The sequence below is a fragment of the Modestobacter sp. VKM Ac-2982 genome (genome assembly GCF_026967935.1).
Lineage (GTDB): Bacteria > Actinomycetota > Actinomycetes > Mycobacteriales > Geodermatophilaceae > Modestobacter.
In genome coordinates this window covers 345,993-366,410 of record NZ_JAPVBL010000003.1, presented here as the reverse complement: position 1 = coordinate 366,410, position 20,418 = coordinate 345,993, and the positions used below count along the sequence as shown (strand labels likewise).

Sequence of the window (20,418 nt, the reverse complement as noted above, 5' to 3'; positions counted from 1 at the left end):
CTCCGCTCGCACGTTCGCGGCCGGCCCCTGCGGGGCCGCCGCCACCGACTCCCGCACGGCCTGACCTCGCCGCGCGGTCCCCTCACGCCCCCGCAAGGAGCACTCCTGTCATGACCTCCACCGACGTGCGCCCGCAGACCGCTGCCGGGCTGACCTTCCCGCCGGGCTTCGTGTTCGGCGCCGCCACCGCCGCCTACCAGATCGAGGGCGCGGTCGACGTCGACGGCCGCGGACCGTCCATCTGGGACACCTTCAGCCACACCCCCGGCAAGACGTTCCAGGGCGACACCGGCGACGTCGCCGTCGAGCACTACGTCCGCTACCCGGCCGACGTCGCGCTGATGAAGGACCTGGGCCTGGACGCCTACCGGTTCTCCGTCTCCTGGTCCCGGGTGCTCCCCACCGGGGCCGGCGCGATCGAGCAGCGCGGCCTGGACTTCTACCGCCGGCTGGTCGACGAGCTGCTCGGGGCCGGCATCGCCCCGTGGCTGACGCTGTACCACTGGGACCTGCCGCAGGGGCTGCAGGACCGGGGCGGCTGGACGAACCGGGACACCGCCCTGCGCTTCGCCGACTACGCCGGCATCGTCTACGACGCCCTGGGCGACCGGGTCCCGCACTGGTCGACGCTGAACGAGCCGATGTGCAGCTCGCTGCTGGGCCACATGGCCGGCCAGCACGCCCCCGGCCACCAGGACCCGGTCGAGGCCTCCCGCGCGGTGCACCACCTGCTGCTCGGGCACGGCCTGGCCACGCAGGTCATGCGCGACAAGGGCGCCGACCACCTGGGCATCACGCTGAACTTCACGCCGATGTCGCCGGCGACCGACTCCGCCGCCGACGTCGACGCCGCCCGCCGGCTCGACGGGCAGCAGAACCGGATGTTCCTGGTGCCGATCGCCACCGGGGAGTACCCGGCCGACGTCGTGGCCGACCTGGCGGACGCCGGTGCGCCGCTGCCGATCGAGGACGGCGACCTGGAGGTCATCTCCACGCCGCTGGACTGGCTGGGCGTGAACTACTACTTCGAGTCGACGGTCCGCGGGCTCAGCGAGCCCAGCGGCAAGCACCCGACCTTCATCGGCGCCGAGCGCGTGCAGGACCTGGAGCCCGAGGGGCCGACCACCACGATGGGCTGGGGCATCTCCCCGGAGGCGTTCACCGCGCTGCTCACCCGGATCTCCGGGATCGCGCCCGGGCTGCCGCTGTTCATCACCGAGAACGGCTCGGCCTGGCCGGACGAGGTCTCCGCGGACGGCCAGGTGCACGACCCCGAGCGGGTCGACTACCTGCTGCGGCACCTCGCGGCGATGACCGAGGCGATCGAGGCCGGCGCCGACGTCCGCGGCTACTTCGCCTGGTCGCTGCTGGACAACTACGAGTGGGCCCGCGGGTACGCGCAGCGCTTCGGGCTGGTGCACGTCGACTACGACACCCAGGTCCGGACGCCGAAGGACAGCGCCCGCACCTACGCCGAGGTCATCCGCAACGCCAAGGACGGCGTGTGACGACCCCTCCCCCCACCGCCCGCCTCGCGGGACGCCGGGTGCTGCTCACCGGCGCGTCCCGCGGGGTCGGCGCGGCCGTCGCCCGGCAACTGGTCGCGGCGGGCGCCGACGTCCTCGGCACCGCCCGGGACGGGCGCCGGCTGGACGAGCTCAGCCGGGAGCTGGCCGACGGGCCCGGCTCCTTCACCGCCGTCGTCGCCGACCTGACCGACGAGGCCACGCCGCACCGGCTGGCCGAGGTGGTCGGGCAACGGTGGGGCACGCTGGACGTGCTGCTGAACAACGCCGGGGTGATGCTCGCCCGCGAGGCGCGCTTCGAGGACGAACCGGCCGGGACGCTCGAGGAGAGCCTGCTGGTCAACTGCGTCGTCCCGCACCGGCTGGTGCTCGCACTGCTGCCCGCCCTGCGCAAGGGCACCGACCCCCGGGTGGTGCACGTCAGCTCCGGGGCGGGCACCACCGAGCTCATCCGCGACGCCGGGATCGGCAGCTACCGGGTGAGCAAGTGGGCGTTGAACGGGCTGGTGCTCATGCAGGCCGCGCAGCTGGCCGGGGAGGTCGCGGTCAACGCCTTCGATCCCGGCTGGGTGCGCACCGACCTGGGCGGCGCGGAGGCACCGGGCACCCCGGAGGAGAGCGCGGCGGGCGCCCTGGCGCTGCTGCGCGAGCCACCGACGGTGACCGGCCGGATCTTCAAGGACGGCGCCGAGATCTCCTTCTGACCCGCCACCATCACTCGAGCCCTGGCCGGCACTCCGGCCGGGGCTCGAGTCGTCCGGAAGGACCCGCAGTGCTCGATCCGGACACCCGCCGGCGCGTCCTCGACTGCTTGCTGGTCTCTCAGCGCCACTCCTGGGACCAGGGGCTCACGGCCGCCGTGCTCGACGACGCCGGCGCGTCCGGCCCGCTGCGTGCGCTGGTCGACGACGCCGTGGTGCGCCAACTGCCCGACGGGCGGCTGGCCGAGCTGGACCCGGCCTGCGCGGTGAACGGCGCGGCGCTCGGTGAGTTCGTGGACTCCCTGGCCCACCGGCTCGGCGACCCGGCGCTGGCCGCAGCCGCCACCCGCCAGCACGGCTGGCTGCGGTCCGGCGCGCCGCGGGCGGCGGACGGGACGCTGTTCCACCTGGTCGGCAGCCGCCAGGTGTGGGCCGACACCGTCCACATGGTGGTGCCGTTCCTCGCCTGCCGCGGCGACGGGGCGGCGGCCGTCGCGCAGCTGGCCGGCCACCGCGCCCGGCTGCGCGATCCGGCGACCGGCCTGTGGGCGGCCCGCTGGGACGAGGACGCCGGGGCGTTCGCCGACCCGCGCGCCTGGGGCACCGGCAACGGCTGGGTCGCCGCCGGCGCGGCCCGGGCGGTGCGCTGGCTGCCGGGGGCCGCCGGCACGGCGGTCGCCGGTGAGGTGCGCGCGCTGCTGGACGCCGTCCTGCCGCTGCGCCGTCCCGACGGCCTGTTCGGCGACGTGCTCGACGACGCGAGCACCCCGGCGGACACCAACGTCGCGTCGATGGTCGCCCTCGCGGCGCTGACCGGCGCGGCCGAGGGCTGGCTGCCGTCGCGGTACGCGGTCGTCGGCAAGTCGCTGCTCGCCGCCGTCTGCGACCGGGTGGACGACCTCGGCCGGGTCACCGGCGCGAGCGCTGCCCCCCACTTCGACCGGCCCGGCCACTCGCCCGAGGCGCAGGCCTTCCTGCTGCTCGCCGACGCGGCCGCGCGTCGCTGGCAGGGCACCGCCGTCCTCGGCTGACGAGGTGGACGCAGCGCCCGGCCGCCCCGCACCACGGGGGCGGGGCGGCCGGGCACCTGCTCAGCGCAGCGGCGGGACCGCCAGCTGCGCCAGCTCCAGCGCCTGCTCCGGGAACCACGCACCGGCGGCGGGGTCGACGATGCCGCCCCACTCCGGGTCCGTGGTGGACCCGGCGATGCCGCGGTTGCACTGGCCGTCGGACTGCCCGGGCGTCTTCACCCACAGGTACGCGTCCAGCAGCGGGAACGCGGCAGCCGGCTGGGCGTCCGGGCGCAGTCCGAGGCCGCGGGCCGGCGGGTTGCACCAGGTCTGCGGGTCCGGGTACGCGGTGTCCGGGGTCCAGGGCCCCTGACCGTTCCGGCTGGTGTCGACCACGAAGTGCGCGGTCGGCGCCAGCTCGCCCAGCTGCTGGTCGTAGCGGCTGTTCACCCCGGCGGTGTTCGCCGTCGGGTCGGCCGCGGCGTCGCTCCACTCCTGCGTCGGGTCCAGTGCCACGCCCTGGAAGTCGTTGGCCGGCCCGCCGCTCCAGTACTGGCTGCCGCACTCCGACGAGGGCAGGGCGGCCACGGTGATCAGCGTCAGGCAGGAGGAGATCCAGGTGCCGTACTGCTGCAGGTTCGCCGTGTACTGGTAGTTGGAGACGTTCAGCGCGAAGCCCTGGAACTGCTCCACCTGCGCGGCGTCCAGCCGCTCGGCGATGTCACCAACGGCGTGCCAGCCGACGTGACCGGCGTCGAGGTAGACCAGCGCCGCGGGGTTGGCCCGCTCGATCGCCGCGGCGGCGTAGGTGATGTCGGCCAGCCGGCCCTCGTCGGTCGGCGCGGTGCCCTCGGGGTAGGTCCCGGGCGGGCAGTCACCGGGCATCAGCGCCAGCCCGTCGGGCTCGATGACGACGGTGATCTGCTGCCCCTTCCGCAGCCCGGCGGCGAAGCCGTCGACCCAGGCGCGGTAGGCCGCGTCATCGGCCGCCCCACCGGAGGAGTACTGCGAGCAGTCCCGGCCGGGGACGTTGTAGACGACGTAGGTGGGGACGGAGCGGGTCGCCGCGGCGAGGGCCGAGGCCCGCCGGACCTCGTGCCGGACCTGCTTCGGCGTCCCGTCGGTGAACCAGATCGCCTGCGGGGTGGCCGCCTCACGGGCGATGAGCTCGGCGTCGGAGAACCGGTGGTCCTGGGCGAGGTCGATCGTCTGCCGGACGGCGCCCGGGTCGGGCACCGTGGTGGTGAACCTCGTGTCCGGTGCGAGCGGCACGGCCGGGGCAGGCGCCTCGGCGACGGGTGGGGCCGCGGCGGCCGGGCCGGCCACGCTCAGCGGGCCGACCGCGATCACCGCGGAGACGGCCAGCAGCGCCGCCCTCCGGCGGCGTGGAGTCGAGAACATCGTCGTCCTGTCGTCGAGGAGACCACGGCGGGACCGCCGTGAGAGCGCTCTCTGAGACCGCCGCCCGCAACTGCTGACAGTGGGTGTGGGAGCGGTCACACTGTGCCCGGCGGGCGCGCACGGCGCAAGACGCGTTCGTACCGGAACGACAGAACCGCCGCGACTGGGGAAGACGCGGCCGCCCCGACGCCTTACCGTGTACCTAGTTGAGCCCTCAACAGAAGTGAGGCCGCCATGCCCGCCGTGACCGTCGAGGACACCACCACCCTCGCCCGAGTCCCCCTGCCCGCGCCCCGCACGGTGCGCCGCCGGGTGCGCTCGGTGACCACTGCGCCGTCCGGCTTCGAGGGCGAGGGCTTCCCGGTCCGGCGTGCCTTCGCCGGGGTCGACCTGCGCGCCCTGGACCCGTTCCTGCACATGGACCAGATGGGCGAGGTCGAGTACGCCCCCGGTGAGCCCAAGGGCACCTCGTGGCACCCGCACCGTGGCTTCGAGACCGTCACCTATCTCCTCGACGGGACGTTCGAGCACGCCGACAGCCACGGCGGCGGCGGCACGATCAGCGACGGCGACACCCAGTGGATGACCGCCGGCGGCGGCGTCCTGCACATCGAGCGGCCGCCGGAGTCGCTCGTGCTCAGCGGCGGGCTGTTCCACGGCCTGCAGCTGTGGGTGAACCTGCCCGCGGCGCAGAAGTGGGTGGAGCCGCGCTACCAGGACCTGCGGGCCCGCCAGTCGGTGCTGCTGACCAGCCCGGACGGCGGCGCGCTGCTGCGGGTGATCGCCGGTGACGTCGGTGGCCACCGCGGCCCGGGCAGCACCTACACGCCGATGGCGATGGTGCACGCCACCGTCTCCCCCGGCGCCTCGCTGGACCTGCCCTGGCGGCCGGACTTCAACGCGCTGGTCTACGTGCTCTCCGGCTCCGGCTCGGTGGGCGTCGACGGCGCCCCGGTGCACACCGGGCAGCTCGCCGTCCTCGGCCCCGGCGACACGGTGACCGTGCACGGCACCCGGCCCGGCGACCGGCACGCCGAGGCGCGCACACCGGACCTGGACGTCGTCGTCCTCGGCGGGCTGCCGATCCGGGAGCCGATCGCGATGTACGGGCCGTTCGTGATGAACACCCGGCAGGAGGTGCTGGACGCGATGACCGACGCCTCCGCCGGCCGGCTCGGCACCATCCCGGCCGCCCGCGTCGCGCACGGTGACGTGCACGGTCTGAGCGAGTAGGAAGGCGGCCATGAGCAACCTGGAGCCACGGCCGGCGCCGCACGAGCTGGGCGGGCGCGCCCAGGCGTCGGCCGGGCCGGCGCTGGACCTGCTGCCGGGCAAGGAGGTGCTGCTCGGCGAGGCCACGCACGTTCGCCGGCTGCTGCCCACGCTCGGCCGGCGACTGGTGGGCGCCTGGGCCTTCGTCGACCACTACGGCCCCGACGACGTGTTCGGCTCCGACGGCATGCAGGTGCTGCCGCACCCGCACACCGGGCTGCAGACGGTCTCCTGGCTGCTGGACGGCGAGGTGCACCACCGCGACTCGCTCGGCAGCGACGTGCTGATCCGGCCGCGGGAGCTGGCGCTGATGACCGCCGGGCACGCGATCGCGCACGCCGAGCAGTCGCCGGCGGTGCACCCGCGGTACCTGCACGGCGCGCAGCTGTGGGTGGCGCTGCCCGACGGCGTCCGGGACGTCGCCCCGGCCTTCGAGCACCACACCGCGCTGCCGGGCTTCGACTCCGACGGGGTCCGGGCGACCGTGCTGATGGGTGCGATGGCCGGCGCCACCTCACCGGGGACGGCGCACACCCCGCTGGTCGGCGTGGACCTGGCGCTCTCCGCCGGCGCCGACGTGGAGCTGCCGCTGGAACCGGACTTCGAGTACGCGGTGCTCACCGCCTCCGGGTCCGCCGACGTCGAGGGCGTGCCGCTCACCCCCGGCGCGATGCTCTACCTGGGCTCGGGCCGGCGCACGCTGCGGCTGCGCGCGGACGACGCCGCACAGCTGCTGCTGCTGGGCGGCGAGCCGTTCGAGGAGCGGATCGTCATGTGGTGGAACTTCGTCGGCCGCACGGGTGAGGAGATCGCCGAGTACGCCGAGCAGTGGGCCGAGGGCGACCGGTTCACCGACGTCCCCGGCTTCGACGGCCACCGGCTCGGCGCCCCCGCCCTGCCCCCGCTCCCTCTCAAGCCCCGCGGCCGCACCCGCTGACGACCCGAGGGGCCGAAGTCGCGATCTTGGCCCCTCGGTGGTCGGTGGCGGCGGGTCAGCGCGCGGCGGCGGCCCGGCGGCGCCGCCCGACCTCGCGGGCCGTGAGCACCGCCAGCCCGACGACGGTGAGGGGCAGCAGTCCCCACAGCGCCACTGCGGTGACCGCGGGCGCGGCGCTCGAGTCGATCGCGGAGAGCACCAGCACGGTGACGTAGACCGCGTACCAGGCCAGCAGCAGCCCGCCCTCCCAGCGCGCCAACGTGGCATGGGTGAGCAGCAGCGGCACGAGCGCCAACGCCACGACGATCATCACCGGCACGTCGAAGCGCAGGGCGGAGGGGTCGACCGGGAGGCCGCCCGGGGCGACGACAGCGGTGAGCCCGAGCACCATCCCGATGTTGAGCACGTTGCTGCCCACGATGTTCCCCAGCGCCATCTCGCGCTGACCGCGCACGGCGGCCACCACCGAGGTGGCCAGCTCCGGCAGCGAGGTGCCGACGGCGACCACGGTCAGCCCGATGACCAGGTCGGAGAGCCCCAGCGCCGAGGCGATCGTGGTGGCGGCGTCGACCAGCAGCCGGGCGCCGACGACCAGGAGGGCGAGCCCGGCCAGCAGGGAGCCGGCGGGGGGCAGGAACGAGCGCGGCCGGACGGGCGGCCGGGCGGCACCGGTCTCCTCCGGGGCCCCTTCGCTCTCCTCGGGGGCCCCCTCGCGCCGGCCGGCCCGCACCTTCCAGCCGAGGTAACCCGCGGCCAGGGCCACCAGCAGGATCCCCTCCCACAGCGCGACGGTGCCGTCGGCGGCGAGCACGAGCAGCAGGACCGACAGTGCGAGCAGCGCCGGTACGTCGCCGCGCAGCAGCCCCCGGTCGACGGCCAGCGGTGCGGCGAGCGCGGTGAGCCCGCCGACCAGCAGCACGTTGGCGATGTTGCTGCCGACCACGTTGCCGACCGCGAGCCCGGCCGCGCCGGTCAGCGCGGCGTCCAGCGAGACGGCCAGCTCGGGCGCGGCCGTGGCGAACGCGACCACGGTGAGCCCGATGACCAGCGGGGAGATGCCGGCCGCGCGGCCCAGGGCCGAGCCCCCGCGCACCAGGAACTCCCCACCGACGGTGAGCAGGGCGAGTCCGGCCAGCAGCTCGATCACCGTCACGTCGGAGCCGCTACCCAGCCGCCTCCGAGATCAGCCGTCGCCCCGCGACCGTTCCCCCACGGCCGACGACCGGAGAGGGGCCACAATCGCGACTTTGGCCCTTCGGCCCCCCTGCAGGGGCCCACCGCGAGCCTGCGAGTGGTGGGGGGGCAGGGGGGCCCTTCATCAGTCGGCGGCGCGGAGGGCGTCCCAGTGGGTGCGGCGGCGGGCCTGCTCGTCGGGGTCGGGCACCGGCAGCGAGGCGAGCAGCCGCTGGGTGTACGGGTGCTTCGGCGCGCCCAGCACCTCTGCCCCCGTGCCCTCCTCGACCAGCTCGCCGCGGTAGAGCACCGCGATCCGGTCGGCGAGCAGGTCGACGACGGCCAGGTCGTGGCTGATGAACAGCGCGGCGAACCCCAGCTCCCGCTGCAGCTCGGCGAAGAGCTCCAGCACCCGGGCCTGCACCGACACGTCCAGCGCCGAGGTCGGCTCGTCGGCGATGAGCAGCTCCGGCTGCAGCGCCAGCGCCCGGGCCAGGCTGGCCCGTTGCCGCTGCCCGCCGGAGAGCTCGTGCGGGTACCGGTCGCCGAACGCCTTCGGCAGCTGCACGGCCTCCAGCAGCTCGTCGACCCGCGGCCGGGCCGCGCGCGGGTCCTTGGCCCGCTTGTGCACCACGAGCGGCTCGGCGACCGCGTCGGCGATGGTGAGCAGCGGGTTGAAGCTGGACGCCGGGTCCTGGAAGACGAACCCGATCCGTTCGCGCACCGGCCGGAACGTGCGCTCCTTCATCCCGTTCATCTCGGTGCCCAGCACCGCCAGCGAGCCGTCGCTGACCTTGGTCAGGCCGGCGATCGCCCGCCCGATGGTGGTCTTCCCGCTGCCGGACTCCCCGACCAGACCGAGCACCTCGCCCGGCCGGATGCTGAAGCTCACGCCGTCCACGGCGACGAAGTCCGGGCGGCGCATCCGGCCGGGGTAGACGATCCGCAGGTCCGTCGCCTCGACGACCGGCGCGGCGCGCTCCCAGCCGGCCGCGCGCCGGGTGGCCCGCTCCCGGGTGCGCTCGACGCCCTGACCGAGCCGCGGGACGGCGGCCAGCAGCTGCTGGGTGTACGGGTCCTTCGGTGCGCTGAACAGCGTGCGGACGTCGGCCTGCTCGACGATCCGGCCCTGATACATGACGGCGACCCGGTCGGCCAGGTCGGCGACGACGCCCATGTTGTGCGTGATCAGCACGATGGCGGCGCCGAAGTCGTCCCGGCAGCGGCGCAGCAGCTCCAGGATCTCGGCCTGCACCGTCACGTCCAGCGCCGTCGTCGGCTCGTCGGCGATGATCACGCCGGGGTCGAGTGCCAGCGCCTGGGCGATGACGATGCGCTGCTTCTGCCCGCCGGAGAACTGGTGCGGGTAGTGGTCGACCCGGTGCTCGGGGTCGGGGATGCCGACCCGGCGCAGCACGTCGATCGCCTTGGCCCGGGCCTCCTTCTTGGTGTACTTGCCGTGCGCCCGCAGGCCCTCGGCGATCTGCCAGCCGATCGGGTAGACCGGGTTCAACGACGTCGAGGGCTCCTGGAACACCATCGCGGCGTCCTGCCCGCGGACCTCGCGCAGCTTCGCGCCGGACAGCGGGACGACGTCGTGTTCGTCGGTGCCGTCCTTGCTGCTCAGCACCACCGCACCGCGCACCCGCGCGGTCTCGGGGAGCAGCCCCAGGATGCTGCGCGCGGTGACGGTCTTCCCGCTGCCGCTCTCCCCCACGATGGCCAGCACCTCACCGGCCTGGACGGCGAGGGTGACGTCGTGCACCGCGGTGACGGTGCCGGCGTCGGTGGCGAAGGAGATCTGCAGGTCCTTGATGTCGACGACGCTCATGAGCGGGTCCCTCCTCCGTCCTGGCCGGTCACGTCCGGTCCGGCTCCCTGCCCGTCGGCGGGCTCGGCGCCGGTGGCGCCGGCCGGGGCCGGGTCCCCGGGTCGTTCGCCGGCCACCGTGACCCCGAGGCCACCCACGCCCGCCGCCCCCCTGGTCAGCGCGCCGCCGGGGACGGCGGCGACCTCGCCCTCCTCCGCCGGCTCCTGGTCGGCCACCCGGCGGCGGGTGCGCAGCCGGGGGTCGGCGAGGTCGTTGAGGCTCTCGCCGACCAGCGTCAGGCCGAGCACCACCAGCACGATCGCCAGGCCGGGGAACAGCGAGGTCCACCAGATGCCGCTGGTCACGTCGGGCAGCGATTGCTGCAGGTCGTAGCCCCACTCGGCGGCGGCGGTGGGCTGGATGCCGAACCCGAGGAAGCCCAGCCCGGCGAGGGTGAGGATCGCCTCGGACGCGTTCAGCGTGAGGATCAGGGGCAGCGTGCGGGTGGCGTTGCGCAGCACGTGCCGGAGCATGATCCGGCGGTTGCTCGCCCCGATGACCCGGGCCGACTCGACGAACGCCTCGGCCTTGATCCGCACCGTCTCGGCCCGGACCACCCGGAAGTACTGCGGGATGAACACCACGACGATCGAGATGGCCGCGGCCAGGATGCCGCCCCACAGGCTGGACTGCCCGCCGCTGATGACGATCGCCACGATGATCGCCAGCAGCAGCGCCGGGAAGGCATAGACCGCGTCGGCGATGACGACGAGCACCCGGTCCAGCCAGCCGCCGAAGTAGCCGGAGACCAGCCCGAGCAGCACGCCCGCGACGATCGACAGCAGGACGCCGACGACGATCACGTACAGCGCCGTGCGCGAGCCCCAGATCACCCGGGACAGGACGTCGTAGCCGCCCACGGTGGTGCCGAGCAGGTGATCGCCCGACGGCGGCTGCTGCGCCCCGAACAGGCCGTCCGCGTCGCGGAGCTGCGCGTACTCGTAGGGCGCCAGCAGCGGGGCGAACAGCGCGGTGAGCAGGAAGACGCCCACCAGCACCAGCCCGGCCACGAGCATGCCTCGCTGCAGGCCCACGCTCTGCCGGAGCTGGTGGACGACCGGCAGCCGGCGCCAGGAGCGGCGCCGGCGGGGCGCCGCAGTGGGCTCGCTCCCCGGTCCGGCCGCGGTCGGCACGGAGGTCACCGTGGCCATGTCAGTACCTCACGCGGGGGTCGATGAGCGCGGCGATGATGTCGACGATGAAGTTGGTGACGGCGACGATGACCGCCAGCAGCACGACGATGCCCTGCACGGCCACGAAGTCGCGGGCCTGCAGGTACTCGGCCAGCTGGAAGCCCAGGCCCTTCCACTCGAACGTCGTCTCGGTGAGCACGGCCCCGACGAGCAGGATCGCGATCTGCAGACCGATGACGGTGATGATCGGGATCAGCGCGGGGCGGTAGGCGTGCTTGCGGAGCAGCCGGGACTCCGCGACGCCGCGGGAGCGGGCCGCCTCCACGTAGCCGGTGCCCAGCGTGCCGATCATGTTGGTGCGCACCAGCCGCAGGAAGATGCCGGCGGTCAGCAGGCCCAGCGCGAGGGCGGGGAGGACGGCGTGCTCCAGGACGTCGGAGATGACGTCCCAGTCGCCGGTCTGGAACGCGTCGATCAGGTAGAAGCCGGTCGGGTTCTCCAGGAACTGCAGCTCGATCTCGGTGCCGGTCGAGGCCCGGCCGGCCACCGGCAGCCAGCCCAGCCCGGAGGCGAAGACCAGCTTGAGCAGCAGTCCGGTGAAGAAGACCGGCGTCGCGTAGCAGAGGATCGCGAAGACCCGCAGGACGGCGTCGGGGAAGCGGTCCCGGGAGTAGGCGGCCAGCATGCCCAGCGGGATGCCGACGATGAACGCCACGATCAGCGCGTAGACGGTCAGCTCCAGCGTCGCGATGCCGAAGGTGGTCAGCACCTCCAGGACCGGTCGCCGGTCGCTGAGGGTGGTGCCGAAGTCGCCCTGCACCAGGTTGCCCAGGTACTCGAGGTACTGCGTGAACAGCGGCCGGTCGTAGCCGGCCTCCCGGACCCGCTCGGCCAGCTGGTCGGCCGGCAGCCGCCCGCCGAGCGCGGCGGTGATCGGGTCGCCGGTGGCCCGCATCAGGAAGAAGACGGTCGTCACCAGGATGAAGATCGTCGGGAAGATCAGCAGGAACCGGACCAGCAGGTAGCTGCCCAGCCCCCCGCTGCCCTTCCGCCGGAGCCGCGGCGCGGGGTCAGGGGTGCCGGCAGGGTCGGCCGAGCTCCCGGTGCGTTCGGTCGTGGTGGTGGTCATCTCTCCCAGCCTGAGGTGGCGGCGGACATGCCGGTGCCCCGGGCGACCCGCGGACGGCGGGTCACCCGGGGCGGTCTGCTCCGGCTCGATCAGCCCTTGCTGAGGGCCCCGTAGCGGAACTTGAAGGACGAGTCGAGGGTGTCCTCGGCGCCCTGCACGTCGGTCCCGGTGACGGCGACCTGGGCCCCCTGCAGGTAGGGCAGCGTCGACAGGTCGTCGGCGACCTCACCCTGGATCCGCTCGATCAGGGCCTGGCGCTCGGCCGGGTCGGTGGTGGTCGCCTGCTCCAGGATCAGGTCGTTCACCTGCTGGTCGGAGTAGTGGTTGCTGAGGAAGTTCTCCGTGAGGAAGAACGGCGTCAGGTAGTTGTCGGCGTCGGAGTAGTCCGGGAACCAGCCGAGCTGGTAGGCCGGGTACACGTCAGTGGTGCGGTCCTTGGAGTACTGCACCCACTCGGTGGTCTGCAGGTTCACCGTGAACAGGCCGCTGGACTCCAGCTGGTCCTTGATCAGCGCGTACTCGTCACCCGAGGACGGGCCGTAGTGGTCGTTGGAGTACTGGAGGTCCAGCTCCACCGGCGTCTGCACGCCGGCCGCCTCCAGCACCTGCCGGGCCGCCTCGACGTCCGGGCCACCCGAGCCGTCGCCGTACTTCTCCAGCAGCGGCTCGACGGCGCCGGTGAGGCCCTCGGGCACGAAGGAGTACAGCGGCGTGTAGGTGCCCTTGTAGACCTGGTCGGCCAGCTCCTCGCGGTCGATCAGGTGCGCCGCGGCCTGCCGGACGGCGAGGGCCTTGGCCGGGTCGGCATCAGGGGTGGTCGCGCCGTAGGGCTGGGTGTTGAAGTTGAACGTGATGTAGCGGATCTCCCCGCCCGGGCCGTCGACGACCGTGACGGAGTCGTCGCCGCGCAGGTCCTCGACGTCGGTCGCCGCCAGGCTGCGGAAGGCGACGTCGACGTTGCCCTCCTGGACGTCGAGCTTGAGGTTCGACGAGTCGGCGTAGTAGCGGACGTTGACCGTCTCGGTCTCCGGCGCACCGAGCAGGCCCTGGTAGCCCTCGAACGCCTCGTAGGAGACCAGGTTGTTCTGGTCGTAGTTGGTGATCGCGTACGGGCCGGCGAAGGCGTTGCCCTCGACGATCTCCTGGTCCGGGGTCAGCGCGTCGGCGGCGAAGACGTCCTCGTCGACGATCGGGCCGGCCGGGCTGGAGAGGATCTGCGGGAACACCTGGTCGTCGGGCGACTTCAGGTTGAACACCACGGTGGTGTCGTCCGGGGCCTCGACGCTGTCCAGGTTGTAGAGCAGCGACGCCGGGCCGTTCTCGTCGTTGATCGCGACCATCCGGTCGAAGGAGAACTTGACGTCCGAGGCGGTGAGCTCGTTGCCGTTGGCGAACGTCAGCCCGTCCTTCAGCGTCACCGTGTACTCGGTGGGCGCGGTAAACTCGGCCGACTCGGCGATGTCCGGCTCGACGTCGGGGCTGCCCAGCGGCGTGTTCATCAGGAACGGGTAGACCTGGTTCATCACGGCGAACGAGCCGTTGTCGTACGAACCGGCCGGGTCGATCGTGGTGATCTTGTCGGTGGTGCCGACGATCAGCGAGTCGCCGCCGCCGGAACCGCCGCCGTCCCCGTCGTCACCGCCGCACGCCGACAGCGCCAAGGCCGTCGCCGTGATGCCCGCTGTGGCGACCAGCGCACGCCGGCCGCTCCTGGACACGGAGTTCATCCGCTACCTCGTTCTCATGGGGTGGCGGCCCGTGGGCGCAACGGTGCGCCGCGACGGCCGCCGATGGCCTTCTGGAGATGCATGACTAACACACCCTTCCCACGAGGTGGGACGGGTGGGTGGAGGCGTGATGGTGTTGTGACCGCCGAACGACCCGACCGAGGACGGGCCGCCAGCGGTCAGAAGCTCCCGCCGCCGCCGAAGTCACCGCCACCGAAGTCGCCGCCGCCGCCGAAGCCACCGCCTCCGCCGTCCCCGCCGCCGAAGCCACCGCCGTAGCCCCCACCGAGACCGCCGAGCAGGATGCTGCCCAGCATGCCGCCGGCCACCCCGCCGGCGACCCCACCGGCGAAGCCCCCGCCGCCGTACCCCCGCCGGGGGCCCGCGCCGTAGCCGGGGCGGCCGCCGTAGCCACCGGCCATGTACTGCTCGACGTCCTGCTGGGCAGCGGTCAGCGCCTGCCGGGCCAGGCCGTCCGCGCGCTGCGCCGACCGCAGCGCGGCGATCGGGTCGGCGGCGGACCGGGAGGCCTCGTCCAGGTGCCGTTCGGCCTCGGCGAGGCGGGTGCGCGCGGGGCTGCCCACCGCGCCGCGCCGGGTGGAGATGAAGTCACCGGCGACGGTGACCGAGGAGTCGGCGGCGTGCATGGCCTGCTGCAGGTGGGCCGCCGCCCGCTCCTGCTGCTGCCGGACGTCGCGCGCCGGCTCCAGAGCCGCTTCCAGGGCGAGATCGGCCTCGTCCAGCCGCCGGACCACGGCCAGCGGGTCGGGCAGGGCGCCGTCGCGCGGCTGCAGCTCCGCGGTGCTGCCGGCCAGCGCGCGCTCGGCGCGGGCCAACTGCTCCCGCAGGCCGGGGGTGTCGACGCCGCGGGCCAGCATCGCCTGGGCCTCGGCGATGTCCCGCTCGGTCTCCGCCCGCACCTCGTCGAACCGCGCGCCGCTGCTGTTCAGCTCCTCGGCCAGCCGGCGCACCGCGTCCAGCAGCGTCCGGCTCTGCGCCAGCGCGTCCTCCGCCGCGCGGATCGCCGGGACCGCCCCGGCGGGCCGGCCCTGGTCGAGCTCGGTCTGACCGGAGGCCACCGCCTGCTCGGCGAACTCCGTCCGGGTGCGCGCCTCGGTCACGTTGTCGGCGACCGGCGCCCAGGCCGAGCGCGCGTACCTCTGCTGCAGGTCCTGCAGGGTCGCCTCGGTGGCCGGGATCCGCTCCCGGACACCCTGGATGGCCGGGGTCAGCCCGGCCAGTGTCTCGGGCGCGGACTCCTGCAGGTGGCGCAGCTCGGCGTAGGCCTCCGCCTGCCCGGCCAGCCGGGCGTCGGCGGCCGCGGTGAGCTGCAGCAGCTGGGTGAGCATCCGGCGCTGGGTGGGCTCGTCCTCGGGGAACTCGTCGTCCAGCTCCTGGCGGAGGGCGAACGCCTGGGACAGTTCGGCCTTGGACCGGTCGAGCGCGTCCTGGAAACCCGCGACCGACTGCTCGCCGTACTGCGAGCGGGCGTAGGCCAGGTCGAGCTCGGAGGTCTTGATCGCCTCGTCGAGGTCGAGCAGCTCCTGGCTGGCCCGGAAGGTCAGCTGCTCGGTGGAGGTGCCGTGGTGCGGGTCGCGGGCCGCGGCCTCGGCGGCGGCGCGCTCCTCCGCCACCCGGGCGGCGGCAGCCTGCTGCTTCTTCCTCCGCCGGCTCTTCATCAGCGCGTACCCGCCACCACCGACGACGGCGATGCCGACCAGCACGGCGAGTGCTCCGCCACCGCCGCCGTCCCCGCCGCCCGCGGCGCCCGCGGCGCCCGCGGAAGCACCGTCGCCGGCCTGGATGCCCTCCGCCAGGGTCACCGCGGCGCCGGCCCAGTCCCCTTCGACCAGGAACGGCTCGACCTCGGAGCTGACGAAGGAGTCGAGGCCGGACTGCGTCACCGGGGAGCTCTGCCCGACGTAGTAGCCGAGACGCTCCTGCTCGGTGGCGACCGCGAAGAGCACCTCGTTGGTCCCCAGACCGGCCACGTCGAAGGCGTCCGCCGCCCACTCGGGGCCGGACAGCTCGCCGAAGTCCTCGACGTAGACGACGTAGAGCTGGGTGCCGTCCTCGGCCTGCAGCTCCTGCAGCGCCGACTCGACCTCGGACTCCTCGCCGCCGTCCAGCACGTCGGCCTCGTCGACGAGCTGCTCGGTCGGCGCGAACGGCTCGGCGGCGAGGGCCGGCCCCGCGGTCAGGAGCACGGCGGGCACACCGACGGCCAGCGGGACGAGCAGCCGGGAGAGAAGACGCATGGGTCCATCGTCGCCGATCACGCTGTGCTGGGGGTGGCCGAGGGCTCCGGCTCCGCCAGCCGGCCCCCGGTGGGTGCCGGCGGCGGTGGCCCCGCCGGGCCGGCGGACCTCACTCCTCGGCGACCTCCATGACCGAGAACACCGCACCCCAGGGGTCGGTCACGACGGCGAACCGACCGAACGGCGTGTCCTCGGCAGGCATGAGCACCTTCCCGCCGCCGGACTCGACCGCCCGGACCGCCGCGTCGGTGTCGGCCACCGCGAAGCAGGTGCTCCAGCCCCGGGGCAGCCCGTCGACCACGCCGCTCAGCCCGCCCAGCGGTCGGTCGCCGGTGGCGAAGGTGCAGTAGCCGCCGGCGTCCGGGACCTCCTCCCAGCCGAAGCCGAAGACGGCCGTGTAGAACTCCTGCGCCGCGGCCGGGTCGTCGACGGCGGCCTCGTTCCACACCAGTGCGCCGGGTTCGTTGAACACCTGGACCCCGGTGGTGGTGCCGGCCTGCCAGAGCCCGAACGGGCTGCCCTGCGGGTCGGCGACGATCGCCATCCGGCCGGCCGGGCCGACGTCCATCGGCGGGGCGAGCACCCCGCCGCCGGCCGCCGTCACCCGGGCGGCCGTCGCATCGACGTCGTCGGTGGCGAAGTACGTCGTCCAGCGGGACGGGTCGGCCGGGTCCTGCTGCGGACCGAGGCCGGCCGCCTCGTGCCCGTCCGTCAGGCAGAACAGGTACCCGCCGGAGTCGGGACCGGTGTCGCGGTAGGTCCAGTCGAGGACCGCTGCGTAGAACGACCGGGCGGCGTCGGGGGCGGGGGTGCCGAGGTCGACCCAGCACGGCGTGCCGGACGGCCAGGGTGTGGTGCGAGTGGGCATGACTGCTCCTCGAGTCGGGAGGCCGACCGTCCCACCGGTCACCGACAGTTCGACCGGCCCGGCGCGCCACGTCTGCCCGCCGCTGCAGCGGGTAGGGGCTCGGGCACCGCCCGAGATCAGGAGGCCCCGTGCCCGATCGCGTCCCCGCCGCCGACCTGCCCCCGGGCGCCGTGCGCCCCGCCGGACAGTGGGCGGTGGCCAACACCGGCGACCGGCTGGCCGCGGTCTCCCGCCGGTGCCGGCACCAGCTCGCCGACCTGGCCGACGGCCACGTCGACGCCGAGGGCTGCCTGGTCTGCCCGTGGCACCAGTCCCGCTACGACCTCTCCACCGGGGAGATGGTCACCGGCCCGCGCGGGTTCCTCGGCTGGCACGGGCCCACGCCGGGCTACTCCGGGCTGGTGAAGCGGTTCGGCCAGGTGGTCCGGCTGCGGGTACGCCGGGCGGTCCGGCGGGGCCCGGACGTCGTCGTCGAGCCCTGACCCCGCCGGCGCGACTCAGAAGGCGGGGATGACCGCGCCCTCGTAGTTCTCCTCGATGAAGGTCCGCACCTCGTCGGAGTGCAGCAGCTCCTCCAGCTGGCCGATCCGCTCGTCGTCCTCGGTGCCGGCGCGCACCACCAGCAGGTTGGCGTTGGGGTTGCCCTCCGCCTCCTCCAGGGCCAGCGCGTCCTCGGCGGGCACCAGGTCGGCGTCGATCGCGTAGTTGCCGTTGATCACCGCGGCGTCGACGTCGACCAGCGACCGGGGCAGCTGCGCCGCCTCGACCTCGGTGATCTGCAGGTCCTTCGGGTTGCCCTCGATGTCCAGCGAGGTGGGCGCGGCATCCCCGGTGTCGGCCAGCGTGATCAGGTCGTTCGCGGCCAGCAGCCGGAGCGCCCGACCGGCGTTGGTCGGGTCGTTGGGGATCGCCACCGTCGCGCCGTCCGGCAGGGCCGCGAGGTCGGTCAGCGACTCGGAGTAGATGCCCAGCGGCTCGATGTGCACCGGCTCCAGGGCGGTGAAGTCGTAGCCGGCGTTGGCCTCCTGCTCCTCCAGGTAGGGGATGGTCTGGAAGTAGTTGGCGTCGATCGACCCGTCGTCCAGGGCGACGTTCGGCTGGACGTAGTCGGTGAACTCGACGACCTCCAGGTCCAGGCCGGCGTCGTCGGCCAGCTCGTCGTCGATGTAGCGCAGGATCTCCGCGTGCGGGACCGGCGAGGCGCCGACCTGCAACGGCTCGTCCTCGGCGGACAGCTCGGCGCTGCCCCCGCCGCAGGCGCTCAGCACCAGGGCGGTCGCAACGGCGGCCGCAGCGGCCAGGGGGCTCTTCGAACGCATGATCAGTTCTCTCTCCTCGTGCAACGGGGACGGACGGTCAGGAGGTGGCGAGCCGGCGGGCCCAGCGGTCGCCGGCCCACTGCAGGAGCTGCACCACCACGAGCAGCAGGACGACGGTCGCGAGCGTGATGTCGGTGCGGAACTGCTGGTAGCCGTAGCGGATGGCGAAGTCGCCCAGCCCGCCGCCGCCGATCGCGCCGGCCATCGCCGAGTAGCTGATCAGCGCCACGACGGTGACGGTGACGCCGGCGACCAGCGACGGCAGCGCCTCGGGCAGCAGCACGGTGCGGACGACGTCGCGGCGGCGGGCACCCATGGCCAGCGTCGCCTCGACCTTGCCGTGCGCCACCTCGCGCAGGCTGGTCTCGACCAGCCGGGCCAGGAACGGGACGGCGCCGATGGTCAGCGGCACGATCGTCGCCGTCGAGCCGATGGTGGTGCCGACGATGCCGCGGGTGACCGGGGCGACCAGGACCAGCAGGATGATGAAGGGCAGGGAGCGGCCGAGGTTCACCACCAGTCCGAGCAGCCGGTTCACCAGCGGGTGCGGGGCGAGCGCCCCGGGCGCGGTGATGGTGAGCAGCACGCCGAGGGGCACGCCGAGCAGCACGGTCAGTGCGGTGGCGACGCCCACCATGTAGAGGGTCTCGCCGGTGGCGTCGACCAGCTGCGGGGCGATCCGGGACCAGTCGTTCACCGCTGCACGTCCGGGGCGTCGGCGAGCCGCTGGACGTCGGGCTCGCGGTGGGGGCGGGGTGGTGCGTCGTCGGCGTCCGGCTGGGGGCGCGGGTCACCCGCGGCGGTCCGCTCCACCAGGGCACCCCCGGCCCGCAGTCGCGCCAGCGCCGGGTCCAGCCGGCCGTCGTCCCCCTCGACCCGCAGCAGCAGCTGGCCGAAGCGCCGGCCGGCGACGGTCTCCACCGACCCGCCGACCACCTCGACCGACAGGCCGAGCTCGGCGGTCAGGGTCTGCAGGACGGCGCCGTGCGGGATGGCGTCGGTGACCGTGACCAGCACCAGGTCACCACCGACCCCGGAGCCGGCTGGTGCGGGCACCAGCTGGGCGGCCAGCGCGGAGTCCGGCCGGGCGAGCACCTCGGTCAGCGGACCGCCGTCGACCACCCGGCCGTCGCTCATCAGCACCGCGCTGTCGCAGACGGCACGGACGACGGACATCTCGTGGGTGATGAGCAGCACGGTCAGCCCCAGCTCGGCGCGCACCTGGCGCAGCAGCTCGAGCACGCCGGTGGTGCTGGCCGGGTCCAGGGCCGAGGTCGCCTCGTCGCAGAGGAGCACGGAGGGTCGGGCGGCCAGGGCGCGGGCGATCGCCACCCGCTGCTTCTGCCCACCGGAGAGCTGGGCCGGCCGGGAGGCGTGCCGGTCGGCGAGGCCGACCAGGTCCAGCAACTCGGCGACCCGGCGGCGGCGCTCGGTGCGGCCGACGCCGGCCAGCTCCAGCGGGTGCTCGACGTTGCCGGCCGCGGTGCGGGAGTCGAGCAGGTTGAAGTGCTGGAAGATCATGCCGATGCTGCGGCGGGCCTCGCGGACACCGGCGGCGTCGAGGTCGGTGAGCACCCGGCCGTCGACGGTGACCGTGCCCGAGGTCGGCCGCTCGAGCAGGTTCACCAGCCGGGCCAGGGTGCTCTTGCCCGAGCCGCTGGGGCCCACCACACCGGCGAACTCACCGCGGGCGACGGACAGGCTCACGCCGTCGAGGGCGACCACCTCACCGGCGGTGCGGCGGGCGGGGAAGACCTTGCGGACGTCGGACAGCTCGATCACGGGAGTCCTCGGGGGTGGAACGGACGGCGGGCACGGCTCGTCCTGCCGGGGTCCAGCGGGCTCGGCGCCGAACGGCGCGGCGCGGACCTCCGGTCAGGGGTGTCGGCTCACCGACAGAGCGTGCCGGCCAGGCGCATCAGATCGATGGCGCGACGACGCGTCAACGAACTGGGCCCGACCACCCGTCCAGCGTGCCCCGCGAGCGCCGCCCCCGCCACTTCCTGCGGCCGGCTGTGATCGAACGCTCAACCAGTACGGCCCGGCTGCAGGGGCCGGCACGAGCCCGGTGACGTGCTGGAACGGCCCCCTTGC

General features: G+C 74.2%; 18 protein-coding genes. 6 read left to right on the top strand and 12 right to left on the bottom strand.

Features of this window, described 5'->3' with window-relative positions; all coding sequences use genetic code 11:
- Positions 1–110 precede the first annotated feature (110 nt).
- From O2W20_RS12375 to O2W20_RS12365, 3 genes are all read left to right on the top strand, one after another.
- Entirely contained in the window at positions 111–1,508 is a 1,398-nt protein-coding gene (locus tag O2W20_RS12375; protein ID WP_269172322.1) for a GH1 family beta-glucosidase, read from the top strand.
- The gene (locus tag O2W20_RS12370; RefSeq protein ID WP_269172323.1) at positions 1,505–2,230 is read left to right on the top strand and encodes an SDR family NAD(P)-dependent oxidoreductase; all 726 of its coding nucleotides are present in this window, start codon (positions 1,505–1,507) and stop codon (positions 2,228–2,230) included. Before O2W20_RS12375 ends, O2W20_RS12370 begins: the two co-directional genes overlap by 4 nt.
- Positions 2,231–2,298: 68 nt before the next feature.
- Positions 2,299–3,258, top strand: a complete 960-nt coding sequence (locus tag O2W20_RS12365; protein WP_269172324.1) for a glycoside hydrolase family 88 protein — start codon at positions 2,299–2,301, stop codon at positions 3,256–3,258.
- A 60-nt stretch (positions 3,259–3,318) separates the two neighbouring features.
- Here O2W20_RS12365 and O2W20_RS12360 read toward each other — a convergent pair whose 3' ends face one another.
- Positions 3,319–4,638: a glycoside hydrolase family 6 protein gene (locus O2W20_RS12360; RefSeq protein WP_269172325.1), complete on the bottom strand. Its 1,320-nt coding sequence runs from the start codon at positions 4,636–4,638 to the stop codon at positions 3,319–3,321.
- A 234-nt stretch (positions 4,639–4,872) separates the two neighbouring features.
- On the opposite strand from O2W20_RS12360, the gene O2W20_RS12355 reads away from it, so the two are divergent.
- Together O2W20_RS12355 and O2W20_RS12350 are read left to right on the top strand one after the other, a co-directional pair.
- Positions 4,873–5,871, top strand: a complete 999-nt coding sequence (locus tag O2W20_RS12355) for a pirin family protein (RefSeq protein WP_269172326.1) — start codon at positions 4,873–4,875, stop codon at positions 5,869–5,871.
- Positions 5,872–5,881: 10 nt separating this feature from the next.
- Positions 5,882–6,847 carry a pirin family protein gene (locus O2W20_RS12350; protein ID WP_269172327.1) on the top strand — a complete coding sequence of 322 codons (966 nt, stop codon included), beginning with the start codon at positions 5,882–5,884 and terminating at the stop codon, positions 6,845–6,847.
- Between the two features lie 55 nt (positions 6,848–6,902).
- Here O2W20_RS12350 and O2W20_RS12345 read toward each other — a convergent pair whose 3' ends face one another.
- The 7 genes from O2W20_RS12345 to O2W20_RS12315 all read right to left on the bottom strand — a co-directional run bounded on the left by O2W20_RS12345 (position 6,903) and on the right by O2W20_RS12315 (position 17,005).
- Entirely contained in the window at positions 6,903–8,000 is a 1,098-nt protein-coding gene (locus O2W20_RS12345; RefSeq protein ID WP_269172328.1) for a calcium/sodium antiporter, read from the bottom strand.
- 165 nt (positions 8,001–8,165) lie between these two features.
- Positions 8,166–9,851 carry an ABC transporter ATP-binding protein gene (locus O2W20_RS12340; RefSeq protein WP_269172329.1) on the bottom strand — a complete coding sequence of 562 codons (1,686 nt, stop codon included), beginning with the start codon at positions 9,849–9,851 and terminating at the stop codon, positions 8,166–8,168.
- Entirely contained in the window at positions 9,848–11,041 is a 1,194-nt protein-coding gene (locus O2W20_RS12335; protein WP_269172330.1) for an ABC transporter permease, read from the bottom strand. The genes O2W20_RS12340 and O2W20_RS12335 overlap by 4 nt, the downstream gene beginning before the upstream one ends.
- Position 11,042: 1 nt before the next feature.
- Entirely contained in the window at positions 11,043–12,152 is a 1,110-nt protein-coding gene (locus O2W20_RS12330) for an ABC transporter permease (RefSeq protein WP_269172331.1), read from the bottom strand.
- A gap of 89 nt (positions 12,153–12,241) precedes the next feature.
- The gene (locus O2W20_RS12325) at positions 12,242–13,879 is read right to left on the bottom strand and encodes an ABC transporter substrate-binding protein (RefSeq protein WP_269172332.1); all 1,638 of its coding nucleotides are present in this window, start codon (positions 13,877–13,879) and stop codon (positions 12,242–12,244) included.
- Between the two features lie 179 nt (positions 13,880–14,058).
- On the bottom strand, positions 14,059–16,137 hold the full coding sequence (locus tag O2W20_RS12320) for a TPM domain-containing protein (RefSeq protein WP_269172333.1): 2,079 nt from the start codon (positions 16,135–16,137) through the stop codon (positions 14,059–14,061).
- 109 nt (positions 16,138–16,246) lie between these two features.
- Positions 16,247–17,005: a VOC family protein gene (locus O2W20_RS12315; protein ID WP_269172334.1), complete on the bottom strand. Its 759-nt coding sequence runs from the start codon at positions 17,003–17,005 to the stop codon at positions 16,247–16,249.
- A 128-nt stretch (positions 17,006–17,133) separates the two neighbouring features.
- Here O2W20_RS12315 and O2W20_RS12310 point away from each other — a divergent pair, with 128 nt between their 5' ends.
- Positions 17,134–17,487 (top strand): Rieske (2Fe-2S) protein, encoded by a 354-nt coding sequence (locus O2W20_RS12310; RefSeq protein WP_269172335.1) that lies wholly within the window; start codon positions 17,134–17,136, stop codon positions 17,485–17,487.
- 15 nt (positions 17,488–17,502) lie between these two features.
- On the opposite strand, the gene O2W20_RS12305 is transcribed toward O2W20_RS12310, so the two are convergent.
- The 4 genes from O2W20_RS12305 to O2W20_RS22795 all read right to left on the bottom strand — a co-directional run bounded on the left by O2W20_RS12305 (position 17,503) and on the right by O2W20_RS22795 (position 20,288).
- On the bottom strand, positions 17,503–18,324 hold the full coding sequence (locus tag O2W20_RS12305) for a MetQ/NlpA family ABC transporter substrate-binding protein (protein ID WP_269172336.1): 822 nt from the start codon (positions 18,322–18,324) through the stop codon (positions 17,503–17,505).
- A gap of 37 nt (positions 18,325–18,361) precedes the next feature.
- Positions 18,362–19,021 (bottom strand): methionine ABC transporter permease, encoded by a 660-nt coding sequence (locus O2W20_RS12300; RefSeq protein ID WP_269172337.1) that lies wholly within the window; start codon positions 19,019–19,021, stop codon positions 18,362–18,364.
- The gene (locus O2W20_RS12295; protein ID WP_269172338.1) at positions 19,018–20,106 is read right to left on the bottom strand and encodes a methionine ABC transporter ATP-binding protein; all 1,089 of its coding nucleotides are present in this window, start codon (positions 20,104–20,106) and stop codon (positions 19,018–19,020) included. Before O2W20_RS12295 ends, O2W20_RS12300 begins: the two co-directional genes overlap by 4 nt.
- 107 nt (positions 20,107–20,213) lie before the next feature.
- Positions 20,214–20,288 (bottom strand): putative leader peptide, encoded by a 75-nt coding sequence (locus tag O2W20_RS22795; protein ID WP_442929194.1) that lies wholly within the window; start codon positions 20,286–20,288, stop codon positions 20,214–20,216.
- Positions 20,289–20,418 lie beyond the last annotated feature (130 nt).

Excerpts from the sequence above, each read along its gene's own strand:
- O2W20_RS12335 (WP_269172330.1), bottom strand. The coding sequence starts at position 11,041 with ATGGCCACGGTGACCTCCGTGCCGACCGCGGCCGGACCGGGGAGCGAG.
- O2W20_RS12315 (WP_269172334.1), bottom strand. The coding sequence starts at position 17,005 with ATGCCCACTCGCACCACACCCTGGCCGTCCGGCACGCCGTGCTGGGTC.
- O2W20_RS12325 (WP_269172332.1), bottom strand. The coding sequence starts at position 13,879 with ATGAACTCCGTGTCCAGGAGCGGCCGGCGTGCGCTGGTCGCCACAGCG.
- O2W20_RS12350 (WP_269172327.1), top strand. The coding sequence starts at position 5,882 with ATGAGCAACCTGGAGCCACGGCCGGCGCCGCACGAGCTGGGCGGGCGC.
- O2W20_RS12340 (WP_269172329.1), bottom strand. The coding sequence starts at position 9,851 with ATGAGCGTCGTCGACATCAAGGACCTGCAGATCTCCTTCGCCACCGAC.
- O2W20_RS12355 (WP_269172326.1), top strand. The coding sequence starts at position 4,873 with ATGCCCGCCGTGACCGTCGAGGACACCACCACCCTCGCCCGAGTCCCC.
- O2W20_RS12320 (WP_269172333.1), bottom strand. The coding sequence starts at position 16,137 with ATGCGTCTTCTCTCCCGGCTGCTCGTCCCGCTGGCCGTCGGTGTGCCC.
- O2W20_RS12375 (WP_269172322.1), top strand. The coding sequence starts at position 111 with ATGACCTCCACCGACGTGCGCCCGCAGACCGCTGCCGGGCTGACCTTC.
- O2W20_RS12305 (WP_269172336.1), bottom strand. The coding sequence starts at position 18,324 with ATGCGTTCGAAGAGCCCCCTGGCCGCTGCGGCCGCCGTTGCGACCGCC.
- O2W20_RS12360 (WP_269172325.1), bottom strand. The coding sequence starts at position 4,638 with ATGTTCTCGACTCCACGCCGCCGGAGGGCGGCGCTGCTGGCCGTCTCC.
- O2W20_RS12330 (WP_269172331.1), bottom strand. The coding sequence starts at position 12,152 with ATGACCACCACCACGACCGAACGCACCGGGAGCTCGGCCGACCCTGCC.